Raw genomic sequence first — 13,896 nt, 5'->3', positions numbered from 1 at the left:
GTCAGCCCTCCTCGGTGGCGCAGTAGACCAGCACGTCGTGGTAGCCGCCGGTGTGGAAGACATGGCCGGGCAGCCGGCCGGCGCCGGTGAAGCCGCAGGCTTCGAGCGCGGGCACGGCCGGTGAGCCGTCGGGGACCTCGGCGACATACGACGTGCACCGGCGGTAGGTGCGCAGGAAGGCGAGCAGGGCGGCCAGCGGCTCCGGGTCGGCGGACGTGGTCGCGACCCAACCCTGGCGCGGCTGCGCGGGGTTGGGCACGTATCCCAGCAGCACGTCCCCGGCCTGGAGCACCTGCGCTCCGGTGCGGGCCAGCTCGCGGGCGAGCAGCGGGCCGTTCTGGGTGACCGGGTCGAGGCCGAGGAAGCCGCGGGCGGCCTGCGGCGCGGCGCTCAGCCGCGCGGCGGCCTCGGCGGTGCCGAGCAGGGTCAGGTCAGCCATGGCGGGTCGCTCCCCAGATCTGTCGGGCCACCGGGCGGCCGTCCAGCCACAGCGCCCGCGGGATGTCGGCCTCCGGGCTCAGCCCCGCGTCACGCAGCAGGGCGTCGCGCGGGAGCCCGTCGGGCAGCGGCACGGCCGGGGTGACCCAGCCGAAGACCCGGCTCAGGCCGAGCACCCGGAAAGCGTGGTCGAGGGCGGCCTTCAGCAGCGGCTCCGCGCTGGTCTCCGCGCCGGAGCGCAGACCGATCTCCAGCCGCGCCCTGCGGTGCACCCAGTCCAGGGCGGCGAGCCGGACGAAGCCGGTGCCGGGCACGACGCACAACTCGTCGTCCTGGCCCGGCGCTCCGTCCTCGCCGGGACCTTCCGGCGCCGGCACCCGGGCCGGTTCCGCCAGGACGGGCCTGCCGGGCACGGACAGGCCGAGCAGCTCGCCCGGCAGCCAGTGGCCGGTGAGCAGGGGCAGGTCGGCGCCCCGGTATCCGCGCAGCATCATGACGTGGGCTCCCAGATCCGGGAGAGGAAGACGGAACCGCGGCGGTGTCCGTCGTGGACGACGTGTCCGGTCAGGACGCCTTCCTCGGTGAAGCCCGCCAGGCGGGCGGCGGTCAGGCCCCGGTCGTCGAACTCGTGGACGACGACGGCCAGTCGGACCACCTCGCGCTGCCAGCGCAGCGCCCGGACCAGCTCGCGGTACGCCGACGCCCAGGCGTCCGTGCGCAGCCGGGAGGTCAGCCGCAGGTGCAGCACGTAGTGGCAGGCGTGCTCGGCGCCCATCGCCTCCAGGGCGTACAGGCCCACGGGCCGTCCGTCGGCGCTCAGCAGCCGGGTGTCCTCGTCCAGCAGCGCGAGGATCTCCCACTGCGGGCGGGTGGCGGGGCGGGCGGTGCGGAAGTAGAAGTCGGACTCGGTGAAGAGGTCGAGTACGGCGTCGTGGTCGGCCTCCGTGACCGGCCGGGCGGACCACGCGAAGGACGCGGGCGCGGGAGTTGTCGCGGGGGCGGGGACGGACGCCGTGGCCGGGCGCGCCGTCAGGTCCGTGGCGGTCATGTCCGTCCCTTCCGCGCAGCCAGGTCGTGGGTGATGTGCAGCCGCTGGATGTTGCTGGTGCCCTCCATGAACTCGAAGGCGAGCACGTCCCGGCTCCACTTCTCCAGCAGCGGGTGCTCGATCAGCGCGCCGGGGCCGAGCGCCCGGGCCGCCCAGTGCGTGGTGCGCACCGCCAGATCGGTGGTGTGCAGCTTCGCCATGGACGGCGGCCGTACGACGTCGGGCTGGAGGTCGACGGCCGCCGCGGACTCGTACAGCAGCGCCGTGGCCGCGTCGAGCCGGGCGGAGACCACCTCGTGCCCCGACCAGCCGGGACGCTGCTCGGTCACGTAGTCGCGGGTGCCGAGAGCGGTGCCCAGGGCCAGCGCGGCGATCTGGAGCCGCATCGCGTTGAAGGTCCTGCTGATCCCCCACAGACCGCGCCGGGAGGCGGGCAGGTGGGCGCCGAGCAGCATCTCGCGCGGCACGGGCACCTCGTCGAGGTCCAGCCGGCAGATCCGCGCGCCGCGCAGACCGATCATGTCCAGCGGCTCGCCGTTGAAGCCGGGCGCGGGCTGCCGGATCAGCGCGCCGCGGATGGAGAGCGGGCTGCGGCCGGTCCTGGCGAAGACCACGCCGATCGCGCCCCGGGAGGCGTTGCCGACATAGCGCTTGGAGCCGGAGAGCAGGTAACCGTCGGCGGGGTCGCCCGCCGCGTCGAACCTGCTCTCCATCGCCGTGGCGTCGGTGCCGTGCTCCGGTTCCGTCATGCCGAAGAAGGTCCAGGCGCGACCGTCGGCGATGGTGTCGTAGAACAGTTCGCGCTGTGCCTCGTTGCCCAGGGTGTCGACAGCGACGCCGGCCAGGGAGGGACCGGTGTTGGCGCTGAGCACCCCCGCGTCGCCGCGGGCCAGTTCGACGCTGGCGACCACGCGGGACAGGCAGGTGTCGGAGTAGCCGCCGTCGTCCACGGCGGAGCCGGTGCGGTAGTCCTTGGGGGTGGAGGCGGACCTGACCAGCGCCATGACGGGCAGGTCGAGGTGGGCCGTGCCGGCCGGGTCGGCGTCGACGGCCAGGGCGTGGGCGCGCAGTTCCCGGCCCGCTTCCCGGCACTGTTCGCGCAGCTCCCGCAGCGGGGTGTCGAGGGGGATCATGGCTGTACGTCCTCCCGGTCGGTCCAGCAGTCCGCCGCGAGCCGGCCGACGTACGCGGCGCGCACCGGTCCGTCGGCGAGGTAACCGGAGGCCCCGAAGAGCTTGGCGGTGTCCCAGTCGAGCGCGGTGATCCGGTCGTGCGCGTCGGCCACGGCCGCGGGGACGCGGTGGGCGACGAGCAGGAGTTGGCGTACGGCGTCGAGTGCGGTCATGACGTCGGCGACGGTGCCGAGCACGAGTTGTTTGCGGATCAGGGGCTCGCCGCCGCCCACCCGTCCGGACAGGTGGGCGACCGCGTCGTCGAGGAGCCTGCGGGACACGCCCACCCGTACCGCGCCGAGCAGCGCGGCGAATACGGTGCGGCGGTCGTCGGGCCCGTCGTACGAGGCCGGTGCGGCGGATTCTGCGGGCCGGTGGGGCCACGCCACGAAGGCGACGCCCTCCATTTCCGCGAGGCGGTGCGGCACGACCTCGGCGCCCGTGGGCACCCGGCCCGCCGGGAAAGCGGCGACGCGTCCCGCGGGAGCGCCGACCTCCACCGTGCGCAGCGCCAGCTCCAGGCCGGGCGTGAACCCGCCGTCATGGGCCGCCGCTTCACACGCCACGAGCGTGTCCCTCATCGAATCCTCCGTTGGGCCGTGCCGTGTTCGGCTAACCGGCGACCCGCGTGAGGTCCAGCCGGATTTTGATGTAGTCGGCAAAGGAGCCTGCGGACTGGAATACCTCGGGTTCGAGAGTGTCGGGGTCGACTTCGAGGCCGATGGTGTCCTCAAGGCTCATGAGGAGTTCGACAAAACGCATGGAGTCGATCTCCAGGTCTTCGAGAATCCTGGTATCCGCGCTGAATTCGGGGAGCGGCCGGTCCAGGATCACGGAGAGGGAATGCTGAAGGTGCTCGATAATCTCGGCGTGTTCCACCGGACTTTCCCCTTCCCTGGGAGAAGTGGGCCCGAGCGGTCGGCCGTCCGGCCCTGGGGGAGGGCTGCCCGCCGGCAGGGCGCCGGCCGCCTGATGGCGGACGCGGCGCCTTGCCGGCGACGGACGTCACACGGCCGTGAGCTCAGACATGTTGCAGGTCCGAGATCAGGCGGCCTTGGACGCGGCCTTCACCGCGGCCTTGACGGCCGCCTTCGACGCGGCCTTGCTCGCGGCCTTGCTGGCCGCCTTGGACGCGGCCTTGGTCGCCGACTTGTCAGCGGCCTTGACGGCAGCCTTGCTGGCGGCCTTGGACGCGGCCTTGACGGCGGCCTTCACGGCGGTCTTGGACAAAGGAACCACACCTTCCATGTAAGGAAATTCGGGACCGGAGTGGGCCCCGGATGCCGGATCTGGTTTCTCCGACACCATGAGATTCCCGGACGGCGCAACTCCCGTCAACCCTTGCCGGGTTGCACCGGGTCGAATCCCGATGGCAGCTTTTTGCCGTCAACAAGCGGCCACCGTGAAACGCTGCCGTTATTCCCGTTCGGGCCTGATGCTGGGAGGTGATTCACGGGCCCGCGCGAATGCGGCCGGGCCGGTCCCACTCACGGTTTGGAAGGAGGGCGGGATGCCCGAGGTGAGAAGCGCGGACCTCTGCTGGGGGCAGCGGTACCACTGGCTGAGGTACCAGCAGGTGCCCGCGGGCGCTCGTCACGACGCGCACATCGTCACCAACTACCCGCTGCCGCAGGGACTCTCCCTGACGGGCCTGCGGTCCGCGCTGGCCTATCTGGTGCGCAGGCACGAGGGGCTGCGCACGGTCTTCGACGCACACGCCAGGCCGGGCCCGAGACAGCGGGTCGAGCCGCCGGGGCCGATGCCGCTGCTGGTGGCCGCCACCGAGCAGGACGGTACGCCGGGACCCGCGGCGGTCATCGCCGAGATGTCCAGCACCGAGTTCGACCCGGAACGCGAGTGGCCGATCAGGGCCTGCGCGGTCACCACGGGCGGAGTGCCGCGCACGCTGGCGCTCGTCCTCAACCACACGGCCTTCGACGACTGGAGCATGCAGCTCTTCCAGCGCGACTTCGAGGCACTGCTCGGCACGCTCGCCACCGGCCGCCGGGCGCAGTTGGGGCCGGTCGCGTACCAGCCCGCCGACCTCGCCGCCATCGAGGCGCGGCCGTCGCCGGAGCGGGCGCAGATGCTGCGCTATTGGCAGCGGGCGGTGCCCGAGCTGCCCGCCGACATGTTCGTACGGCGCCGTGAGCCGGCCGTGCCCGACGGCGTCGCCGCCTTCGGGGCGACGCTCACCTCGCCCGCGCTGCTCCCCGCCGTCCGCGAGATCGCCGCCCGGCTGCGGGTGTGGCCCTCCGCGGTGCACCTGGCGGCGTACGCGGTGGCCATGGCCACGTACACCGGGGAGCGGACGGTCACCCACCGCTGGCTGACCAGCCACCGCCAGGACGGACCCCGGATGTCCGTGCTGACGTGCATGTTCTCGCCGGCGCTCGTCTCGGTCGACCTCGGCGGCGACCCCGGATTCGCCGAGGTGGTCGCGCGGGTCGCCGCCGCGCTGGAGACGGCGCAGGAGCACGCGTACGCGCCGTACGACGAGATCGTGGAGCTGGTCGCCCAGGACGCCTTCCGGCGCGGCGCGCCGATCAGGACCTCCTCCGAGGTCAACTTCCTCAACCACGGGACGAAGAGCTGCGGCACCCGCAAGGAGCGCCTCCTGCGGACACCGGAGCCGACCGCGTGGGCGCTGTCCGAGACCGACACCTATCTGCGGGTCGGGGAGTGGGACGACGGGGTCACCGTCGGCCTCAACGCGCGGGCGGACGTGATGGACGCGGCGGCCGTCGAGCACTTCCTGCGCGGGTACGGGCGGCTGCTGGAGGCGCACCGCGACGCGGCCGTCGACCTGCGGCTCGACGAGGCCGCCGCGCTCTTCGACTTCGCCGCCCCCGCCCCGCGTCGCCTGGCCCGGCTCGGACCCGACGCGGTGGACCTGGACGCGACCGAGCGCGTGCTGCTGGCGCATCCGGCGGTACGGTCCGCGCGGGTGTCCGTGGAAGACGGCCGGCTGCTCGCCGAGGTCACCACGGAACGGCCCCTGGACGAGCGGGAGTTGCGGCTGCACTGCCTGGACACCGGCTCCGCGCTGCCCGGTGCGCGCCGCCCCGACCTCTTCCGGGTGACGGCCGGGGAGGGCGCCCGCGCGGCGCGTACGGAAGCGGTGGCCGCGGACGCGCTGGCCGCCGTCGTCGCCGAGGTCAACGGGCTGGCCGCCGTGGACCTCGACGCCTCCTACACGGTGGCGGGCGGCCGGATGCTGCGCGCGCCGCGGGTCCTGACCGAGCTGCGCGCCCGCGGCTGGGAGGGCGCCGATCTGAACCAGCTCGGCGGCACCCGGCCGCTGTCGGGCCTGGCCCACGGACTGACCCCGGTCCAGGAGCCGACCCCGGAGTTGACCCCGGCCTGACACCCTTCCGCCCGGCCGCTGTCGACCGCGCCGCCCTCGCCACGGACCACCCGCGGCGAGGGCGGCGCGGCCATGCCGGGACCGCTCCGCCGTACCGCTCGCGGCCATGTCGGGACCGCTCCGCCGTACCGCCGTTCCGCGCGCCGCCGTACCGCGCCCGTGACATCCGGGACCGGCCCGCGCACGCCGCCCCCGCAACCCACGGCGGCGGCCGACCCCGGTGGGGGTCGGCCGCCGCCGTGCGGGTCGGGGACGGGTGTGCGGGGGGCGGGTTCAGGCGGCCTCCTCCAGGGACAGGCGCTGGGCGATCTGGACGCCGGCCTGGAAGCGGCTGACCGAGCCCAGGCTGCGCAGCAGGGCCGCGATGTGGCGGCGGCAGGTGCGGACCGACATGTCCAGGCGGCGGGCCACGACCTCGTCGGTGAGGCCCTGGGCCATCAGCCGGGCGATGGAGCGCTGGAGGTCGTCGTTGATGTCCTCCGCGTAGCCCGCCTCCTCCATCGCGAAGGGCGCGGCGCCGTCCCACAGCAGGTCGAACATGTCGACCATGCACCGGATCATCGTCTCGTCGCGGACCTGCCGCGCGGTGGGCGGTCCGCCCGCCTCGCCCGCGGTGACCACCACGGCCAGCGCGCGGTCGAAGACCACCGCCGTCTGCGGCACGGAGCGGATGGTGCGGATCGACGCGCCGCGTTCCGTCAGCTTCTTGGCGCGGGCGCGGGAGGCGAAGTCGGCGCGGTCGCGGTGCGGCGAGAGCACCCGTACGTCGATCTCCGTGCCGAGTGTGTCGTAGCAGGCGTCGAAGAGGTCGTCCGGGGCGATCCGCGCGTCGTGACCGGGGCGCAGGACGATCGCCTCCGTGGCGCAGTCACCGGCCGCAAGGCGCAGCAGGCCGCGGATCTCGGCCTCGCCCTCGACGGTGTCGATGACGCCGAGCGGCCCTTCCGCGCCGCCCGGACCGCCCGCGATGGAGTCGATCCTGGCGCGCAACCGGTCGGCCAGCTCGCGCTGTTGGAGGATGGCCCGCTCGATCGGCGAGGTGAGCTGGGTCGCCGCGGAGTGCGGGTCCACCGGTACGAGACCGGTGCCGGTCGTCTCGTCGGTGCGCAGCAGCCGCAGTTCCACCAGCCGTGCGGCGGCGGCGAACACCTCCCCCGCGGACAGGCCGAGTTCGAGCGCCACCAGGTCGATCGAGCCGGGGGTGACGGCGCCGCTGCGGGTCGCGTACTGGTAGACCGCGACGAGATCGCCGCTGTCGTGGCCGCCGGCCGGGTGCCGGTCGTATCCCGCGGGACGCGGGTGTTCCGGCGGGCGGTCCGGTGTCGGCGCGAGGTCGGATATCCCCGTGAGCATGGAGGGTGCCTCCCCTTCGTGGATCAATGCGGTGCCGCGGCGGGTCAGGTTCCGTTCGTGCTCCGCCCATGGTGCGTCGGGCCGCCATCACGCCGCCCTCGTTCCGCTCACCGCCCCCGGATACCGGCTCCCGGCGCGCTATCGATCCGCTATCGGCCCACTGTCCGGGGACCGCCGCCGGGGGCCGCGCCATCGCCCCGGGAACCCGCGTCACCTCGTCCGAGGGGCCGGGCGAGAGCGCTGCGATGGCGGTTCGAGAGCGGCCGGCGGTCAAGTGACATCTGTGCGCGGGTGGGTCCCGCGCCCCGGACGAAGACGAAGACCGGACGAAGACAAGGGGACCGATCACCATGGCCGAGACGACGCGGGAGATACCGCGCACCTTTCAGGACGTCCTGCTGCCCCGCCTGCCGTACGCGGAGGGCGACGAGCTGACGGCGGACGCCGATCTGGCCGCGCTGGGGCTGGACTCGATGGGCGTCGTGCAGCTTCTCGCGGACCTGGAGGACCACTTCGGGGTGGAGCTGGACGACGAGCTGCTGACCGAGGAGACCTTCGCCACGGTCGGCTCGCTGTGGGCGACCGTCGCCGACTTCGTCACGCCGGAACTCGCGGCCGGCCATGAGTGAGCCGACGGTGAGCGCGTCGGCGGTGAGCGAACCGACGACGGGCCGGACGACAGCACACGCCACGGCGACGAACGGCACGGCGACGAACGGCACGGCGAACGGCACGGCGACAAGTGCGCCGTCCACGAACGGCACGGCGCCCCACGGGGCGGCGGTGGCCGCCCGCCGGGTCGCCGCGCCGCTGACCCGCCTGGACCGGCTGATCGCGCGCGGCGCGACCCACCGACCGGCGCTGACCTTCAAGGACCGCACCGTCAGCTACGGCGAACTCGCCGAGCAGGTCGCCGAAGTCGCCTACGGCCTGCACCGGTTGGGCGTGCGGCGCGGCGACCGCGTCGCGGTCTACGCGGAAAAGCGCGTCGAGACCGTCGTGTCGATGCTCGCGGTCTCCGCGGCCGGGGCCGTCTTCGTCCCGGTCAACCCGCTCTTCAAGGGCCGCCACCTGGCCGGTATCACCACCGACTGCGCGGTCACCGCGCTGGTCACCACCGCCGAGCGGCTGGAGACCGTACGCGCGGCGCTGCCGCCGGACACCACCGTCCGCCACCTGGTGCTGATCGGCGACACCGGCACCGTGCTCCCGGCCGACGACCGCTGGACCGCGGTGCCGTGGGAGCGGCTGCGCGAGCACGGGCCGCTGCCGGTGCCCGGCGCCGACGCCGTCGTGGACGGCGACGTCGCGGCCGTCTTCTACACCTCGGGCAGCACCGGCGGCCCCAAGGGCGTGGTGCTCTCGCACCGCAATCTGCTCGCCGGGGCCGAGAGCGTCGCCTCCTACCTCGGGCACACCGAGGACGACGTGGTGCTGGCCGCGCTGCCGTTCAGCTTCGACGCCGGTTTCAGCCAGCTCACCACCACCCTGATCGCCGGGGCCCACCTGGTGCTCACCAACTACCTGCTGCCGCGCGAGGTGGTACGGCTCTGCGCCCGCCACGGCGTCACCGCGCTCACCTGCGTACCGCCGCTGTGGCTGCAACTGGCCGCCCAGCAGTGGCCGCGGGAGGCGACCGCGCGGCTGCGGTACTTCGCCAACACCGGCGGCCGGATGCCCCGCGCCACCCTGGGCCGGCTCCGCGAGATCTTCCCGCAGGCCCGGCCGTATCTGATGTACGGGCTCACGGAGGCGTTCCGCTCCACCTACCTCGACCCGGACGAGACCGACCGCCGTCCCGACTCGATCGGCAAGGCCATCCCCAACGCCGAGATCCTGGTGCTCCGCCCCGACGGCACCCCGTGCGTGCCCGGCGAGCACGGCGAACTGGTGCACCGCGGCGCGCTGGTGGCCCTCGGCTACTGGAACGACCCCGAGCGCACCGCCGAACGCTTCCGCCCGGTGCCGGGCGCCGTCCCGTACGGCGGCACCGAGTTGGCGGTCTGGTCGGGCGACACCGTCTACAGCGACGAGGCCGGTTTCCTGTACTTCGTCGGCCGCACCGACGACATGATCAAGTCGTCGGGCTACCGGATCAGCCCCACCGAGATCGAGGAGGCCGTGTACGCCAGCGGCCTGGTCACCGAGGCGGTCGCGCTCGGCGTCGGCGACGAACGGCTCGGCCAGCACGTGGTCCTGGTTGTCGCGGGGGCCTGCGACACCGCCCGGCTGCACCAGGCGCTCGCCCGCGAGCTGCCGCCGTACATGCTGCCGCGCCGCACGGTCGTCCTGGACGAACTGCCGCGTTCGGTGAACGGGAAATTCGACCGGGTCGAGCTGCGCAGGACCGTGGAGGGCAACCGATGAGCGGCGCGGCACCGGGTCAGGGCGCGGAGGGCGCCGACGCTTTCGGCGGCTTCGGCCGGCACGGCCGGTTCACCGTCGTGGACGGCGAGTTGGCCGTCGGCGGGGTGCCCGCGGGGCGGCTGGCCGAACGCGTCGGCTCCACCCCCTTCTTCGCCTACGACCGTTCCCTGCTCAGCCGCCGCGTCGCGGAACTGCGGGCGGCGCTGCCCGACGGCGTGGAGCTGAACTACGCCGTCAAGGCCAATCCGATGCCCGCGCTGCTGCACCACATGAGCACGCTGGTCGACGGCCTCGACGTGGCGTCGGCCGGTGAGATGCTCACCGCGCTCGACACCACCGTCCCGGCCGAGCGGATCGGCTTCGCCGGACCCGGCAAGACCTCGATCGAGATCCGGCAGGCCGTCGCCGCGGGCGTCATCGTGGAACTGGAGTCGGCCACGGAACTGGCCCGGGTCCGGCTCGCGGGCGAACAGCTCGGCATCACCGCCCGCGTCGCCCTGCGCGTCAACCCGCCCTTCGCGGTGCGCGGTTCGGGCATGCGGCTGGGCGGCGGACCGCAGCAGTTCGGGGTGGACGCCGAACAGGCACCGGAACTGCTCGCCGGGATCGGCGCGGCCGGGCTGGACTTCCAGGGCTTCCACGTCTTCGCCGGATCGCAGAACCTCGACGCCGAGAGCATCTGCGCCGCCCAGCGCGGCACCGTGGAACTGGTCACGGAACTGGCCGAGCACGCGCCGGGTCCGGTGCGCTACCTCAACCTCGGCGGCGGCTTCGGCATCCCCTACGCCGCCCGCGACCGCGCCCTGGACCTGGGGCCGATCGGCGAGAACCTCGCCAAGCTCCTCGACACCGTCATCCGCCCCGCGCTCCCGCAGGCGCGCACCGTCATCGAACTCGGCCGCTATCTGGTCGGCGAGGCCGGTGTCTATCTGACCAGGGTCGTGGACCGCAAGATCTCCCGCGGCACCACCTTCCTCGTGGTGGACGGCGGTCTGCACCACCAGCTCGCGGCCACCGGCAACCTGGGCCGCGCGATCCGGCGCAACTACCCCATCGCGGTGGTGGGTTCCGCCGTCGCCCCGGCCACCGAGACGGTCGACGTGGTCGGCTGCCTCTGCACCCCGCTCGACCTGCTCGGCAAGGACGTGTCACTGCCCCACGCGGAGATCGGCGACCTCATCGCGGTGTTCCAGGCGGGCGCCTACGGCCTGACGGCCAGTCCGGTCGGCTTCCTCGGCCATCCGGCACCGCACGAAGTCCTGATCTGAACCCACCCGCCGCGGCGGCACCGGGCCCCGCGAGCCTCACGTTGCAAGGAAGGCTGACGGACATGGCGATCGCATCACCCCTCCCCGCCAGAGCCACGGCGGACCCCACGCCGGACCCGGCTGCGAACCCGCCCGCGGACTCGACATCGGACTCGACAACGGACCTGACGGGTGAGCCCACCGTGGACGGGCAGGCGCCCGCCGCCCCGGTGGGCACCGCGGTCCGGTTCCGGGTACTCGGCTCCCTCGAGGTGCGCGGCTCGCAGCAGGTGGCGGTCACGGCGCGGCGGCAGCAGATCGTGCTGGCGCTGCTGCTGCTGGAGACCGGCCGCGGTGTGGGACTCGAAACGATGGTGAACGCGGTCTGGGGCGGCGCCCCGCCCGCGACCGCCCGCTCCCAGGTGCAGACCGCCGTGTCGGCGCTGCGCCAGCGGATGGAGCGCGCCGGGCTCGGCAAGCGCATCCGCATGCACGGCCTCGGCTACACCCTCGACCTCGCCCCCGGCGAGCTGGACCTGCACGTCTTCGACGAGCTGGCGGCCCGCGGCCGGGCCGCCGCGGCCGACGGGCGGCCCGCCGCCGCCCGCGCCGCCTTCCGCGAGGCGCTCGACCTGTGGAACGGCGACCCGCTGCCCGAGGTCGACAGCCCCGTGGTGCAGACGAAGCTGGTACGGATCTCCGAGCGCCGCTTCGAGGTGCTGGAGGAGTGCCTGGACGCCGAGCTGCGTCTGGGCCTGCACCACGAGGTGCTGGGCGAGATCAGCGCGCTGGCCGCCGAATTCCCGCTGCGCGAGCGCCCCGCCGTGCAGCTCATGACCGCGCTGTACCGCTGCGGGCGGCAGGCCGAGGCGCTGGCCGCGTACCACCAGGTGCGGCGCACCTTCATCGAGGAGCTGGGCATCGAGCCGGGGCCGGTGCTGCTCAAGCTGGAGCTGGCCATCCTCAACGGCTCCGGCGACCTGGACCTCCCGCAGACCGCCGCCCCCGCCACCGTCAACGCGACCGCGCCGCTGCCGCTGCCGCGGATGCTCCCGGCCCGGATCACCGACTTCACCGGCCACGCCGACGTCCTGGCGGAACTGACCGACCGGCTGTCCGCGCCCTCGGCGCCGATGGCCGTGATCACCGGCTGCGCGGGCGTCGGCAAGTCCGCGCTCGCCGTCGAGGCCGCGCACGCCCTCGCCCCGGCCTTCGCTGACGGCCAGTTGTACGCGAGGCTGCCGGTCGGCGCAGGTCCCCGCGAGGTCTCCGACGTCCTGGAACGCTTCCTGCGGGCGCTCGGCTTCACCGCCGCCGCCGTACCGGAATCCCTGGACGGCCGCTCCGCGCTCTACCGCAGCGCGCTGGCCGAGCGCCGGATGCTGGTGGTCGTCGAGGACGCCGCCGACGTCACGCTGCTGCGCCCCCTGGTGCCCGGCACCCCCACCTGCGGTCTGCTCGTCACCAGCCGCGCCAGGCTGTCGGCGCCCGCCGACACGTACACCGTCGAGCTGGAAGTGCCGCAGATCCCCGAGGCCGTGGAACTGCTCGCGGCGATGACCGGCCGCGAGCGGGTGGCGGCCGAGCCCAGCGAGGCGATCGAACTGGCCGAGCTGTGCGACGGGCTGCCGCTGGCACTGCGCGCCGCCGCCGCCCGGCTGTCCGCCCGCCCGCACTGGAGCCTGGCCCAGCTCACCGCGCGGCTGCGCGACGAACGCCGCCGGCTGGACGAGCTGTTCCACCAGGGCCTGGACGTCCGGGCCGCGCTGCGCGGCACCTACGAGCATCTGGCCGCGCCCGCACGGCAGCTCTTCGCCCGGCTCGGCGGACTGCCCACGGCGGAGTTCCCCGCGTGGGCCGCGGCCCCGCTGCTCGACGTGGCGACCGCGTCGGCCGTGGACGTGCTGGAGACGCTGGTCGACGCCCGGCTGGTCGACCCGGTCGGCGGCAGCGGCGTCACCGCCCGCTACCGGCTGCGCGGCCTGACCCGGCTGCACGCCGCCGAGTGCCTGGCGGAACTGGCCGAGGACCAGGACGAGTCGGCCCCGCGGCGGCGGCTGCTCGGCGCGTGGCTGACGCTGGCCGACGAGGCGCTGCTGCGCCAGGGCGGCACCCCGGCCGCCGAACTCCACCACCCCACCCGCTGGCCGATGGAACTGCCCATGCTGCGGGCCGTGTTGAGCGACCCCGGCGAGTGGTACGGCACCGAGCGCGAGTCGCTGCTGGCCGCCGTACGGCAGGCGGCCGACGTCCACGAGACCGAGGCGTGCTGGCACCTGGCGGTCGCGGTCGGTGCGCTGGCCGCGGTCCAGCGGGCCCACGACGACTGGCGGGCCGCGGGCACCGACGCGCTGCGCGCCACGCAGCGCGCCGGGGACTCCCTCGGCGAGGCCGCCATCTTGTTCTCGCTCGGCACGCTCGACCTGCGCGAGCGCCGGTACGAGCAGGCCACCGCCCGGCTGCGGGGCGCGCTCGGCGCCTTCGAACGGCTCGGCGCCGACTCCTGGCGCGAGGCGGCGGGCAAGGCGCTGGAGCGGCTGGCCCGCGAGACCGGGGCAGCGGCCGACGGCAGGACCCCGCGTCCCGGCCGCGGCGGCGCGGGATCGACGCCCGCGACGCCGGTCGAGACCTCCGCCTGGGGCGTCCCGGCCACCCAGCGCCGCTACGGCCTGGCCGCCAGCACCGGCGGCTCCGGCACCCCCGCGGCCCGTACCACCCCGGCCCCCCGCTCCACGGCCCCCCGCCACCGCCCGGCGGCCTCCTTCCCCACCCGCCGGCGTACCGAATCGGTGGAGGAGCAGTGACGCGGGCGCCCCACCCCGTGCGGTACGGGTGCCCCGCCCCGGCGCCCACCGGTCCTGACCACCGCGTTCTGCACTGGCAGCACACCGATTCCCAGGAGGA

General features: G+C 74.3%; 13 protein-coding genes. 5 read left to right on the top strand and 8 right to left on the bottom strand.

What is annotated here, in order from left to right; translation table 11 throughout:
• Position 1: 1 nt before the first annotated feature.
• The 7 genes from ACIO6U_RS14750 to ACIO6U_RS14720 all read right to left on the bottom strand — a co-directional run bounded on the left by ACIO6U_RS14750 (position 2) and on the right by ACIO6U_RS14720 (position 3,888).
• Positions 2-439, bottom strand: coding sequence for a GNAT family protein (locus ACIO6U_RS14750; RefSeq protein ID WP_355342391.1), 438 nt, complete (start codon positions 437-439; stop codon positions 2-4).
• The gene (locus tag ACIO6U_RS14745; RefSeq protein WP_355342388.1) at positions 432-932 is read right to left on the bottom strand and encodes a hypothetical protein; all 501 of its coding nucleotides are present in this window, start codon (positions 930-932) and stop codon (positions 432-434) included. The genes ACIO6U_RS14750 and ACIO6U_RS14745 overlap by 8 nt, the downstream gene beginning before the upstream one ends.
• The gene (locus ACIO6U_RS14740; RefSeq protein ID WP_401718976.1) at positions 929-1,486 is read right to left on the bottom strand and encodes a hypothetical protein; all 558 of its coding nucleotides are present in this window, start codon (positions 1,484-1,486) and stop codon (positions 929-931) included. The genes ACIO6U_RS14745 and ACIO6U_RS14740 overlap by 4 nt, the downstream gene beginning before the upstream one ends.
• The gene (locus ACIO6U_RS14735) at positions 1,483-2,619 is read right to left on the bottom strand and encodes an acyl-CoA dehydrogenase family protein (RefSeq protein WP_401718974.1); all 1,137 of its coding nucleotides are present in this window, start codon (positions 2,617-2,619) and stop codon (positions 1,483-1,485) included. Before ACIO6U_RS14735 ends, ACIO6U_RS14740 begins: the two co-directional genes overlap by 4 nt.
• On the bottom strand, positions 2,616-3,239 hold the full coding sequence (locus tag ACIO6U_RS14730) for an acyl-CoA dehydrogenase family protein (RefSeq protein WP_355342379.1): 624 nt from the start codon (positions 3,237-3,239) through the stop codon (positions 2,616-2,618). Before ACIO6U_RS14730 ends, ACIO6U_RS14735 begins: the two co-directional genes overlap by 4 nt.
• A gap of 31 nt (positions 3,240-3,270) precedes the next feature.
• Positions 3,271-3,537 carry a phosphopantetheine-binding protein gene (locus tag ACIO6U_RS14725; RefSeq protein WP_188284224.1) on the bottom strand — a complete coding sequence of 89 codons (267 nt, stop codon included), beginning with the start codon at positions 3,535-3,537 and terminating at the stop codon, positions 3,271-3,273.
• A 165-nt stretch (positions 3,538-3,702) separates the two neighbouring features.
• The gene (locus tag ACIO6U_RS14720; protein WP_355342376.1) at positions 3,703-3,888 is read right to left on the bottom strand and encodes a hypothetical protein; all 186 of its coding nucleotides are present in this window, start codon (positions 3,886-3,888) and stop codon (positions 3,703-3,705) included.
• Positions 3,889-4,168: 280 nt separating this feature from the next.
• Between ACIO6U_RS14720 and ACIO6U_RS14715 the strand changes: the two genes are divergently transcribed.
• Positions 4,169-6,025, top strand: coding sequence for a condensation domain-containing protein (locus ACIO6U_RS14715; protein WP_401718969.1), 1,857 nt, complete (start codon positions 4,169-4,171; stop codon positions 6,023-6,025).
• A gap of 273 nt (positions 6,026-6,298) precedes the next feature.
• On the opposite strand, the gene ACIO6U_RS14710 is transcribed toward ACIO6U_RS14715, so the two are convergent.
• The gene (locus ACIO6U_RS14710; protein ID WP_355341381.1) at positions 6,299-7,378 is read right to left on the bottom strand and encodes a hypothetical protein; all 1,080 of its coding nucleotides are present in this window, start codon (positions 7,376-7,378) and stop codon (positions 6,299-6,301) included.
• A gap of 350 nt (positions 7,379-7,728) precedes the next feature.
• Between ACIO6U_RS14710 and ACIO6U_RS14705 the strand changes: the two genes are divergently transcribed.
• The 4 genes from ACIO6U_RS14705 to ACIO6U_RS14690 all read left to right on the top strand — a co-directional run bounded on the left by ACIO6U_RS14705 (position 7,729) and on the right by ACIO6U_RS14690 (position 13,796).
• On the top strand, positions 7,729-8,007 hold the full coding sequence (locus tag ACIO6U_RS14705; protein ID WP_355341384.1) for a phosphopantetheine-binding protein: 279 nt from the start codon (positions 7,729-7,731) through the stop codon (positions 8,005-8,007).
• Positions 8,000-9,745, top strand: a complete 1,746-nt coding sequence (locus ACIO6U_RS14700; RefSeq protein ID WP_401718965.1) for an acyl-CoA ligase (AMP-forming), exosortase A system-associated — start codon at positions 8,000-8,002, stop codon at positions 9,743-9,745. The genes ACIO6U_RS14705 and ACIO6U_RS14700 overlap by 8 nt, the downstream gene beginning before the upstream one ends.
• Positions 9,742-11,013: a pyridoxal-dependent decarboxylase, exosortase A system-associated gene (locus tag ACIO6U_RS14695; protein ID WP_355341390.1), complete on the top strand. Its 1,272-nt coding sequence runs from the start codon at positions 9,742-9,744 to the stop codon at positions 11,011-11,013. Before ACIO6U_RS14700 ends, ACIO6U_RS14695 begins: the two co-directional genes overlap by 4 nt.
• A 62-nt stretch (positions 11,014-11,075) precedes the next feature.
• Positions 11,076-13,796: a BTAD domain-containing putative transcriptional regulator gene (locus tag ACIO6U_RS14690; protein ID WP_401718962.1), complete on the top strand. Its 2,721-nt coding sequence runs from the start codon at positions 11,076-11,078 to the stop codon at positions 13,794-13,796.
• The last annotated feature ends 100 nt before the right edge of the window (positions 13,797-13,896 follow it).

The sequence above is a fragment of the Streptomyces sp. NPDC087422 genome, from assembly GCF_044744145.1.
Classification (GTDB): Bacteria; Actinomycetota; Actinomycetes; order Streptomycetales; family Streptomycetaceae; genus Actinacidiphila.
The sequence above is the reverse complement of the archived record's forward strand: the minus strand, read 5'-3'. Positions and strand labels throughout refer to the sequence as shown.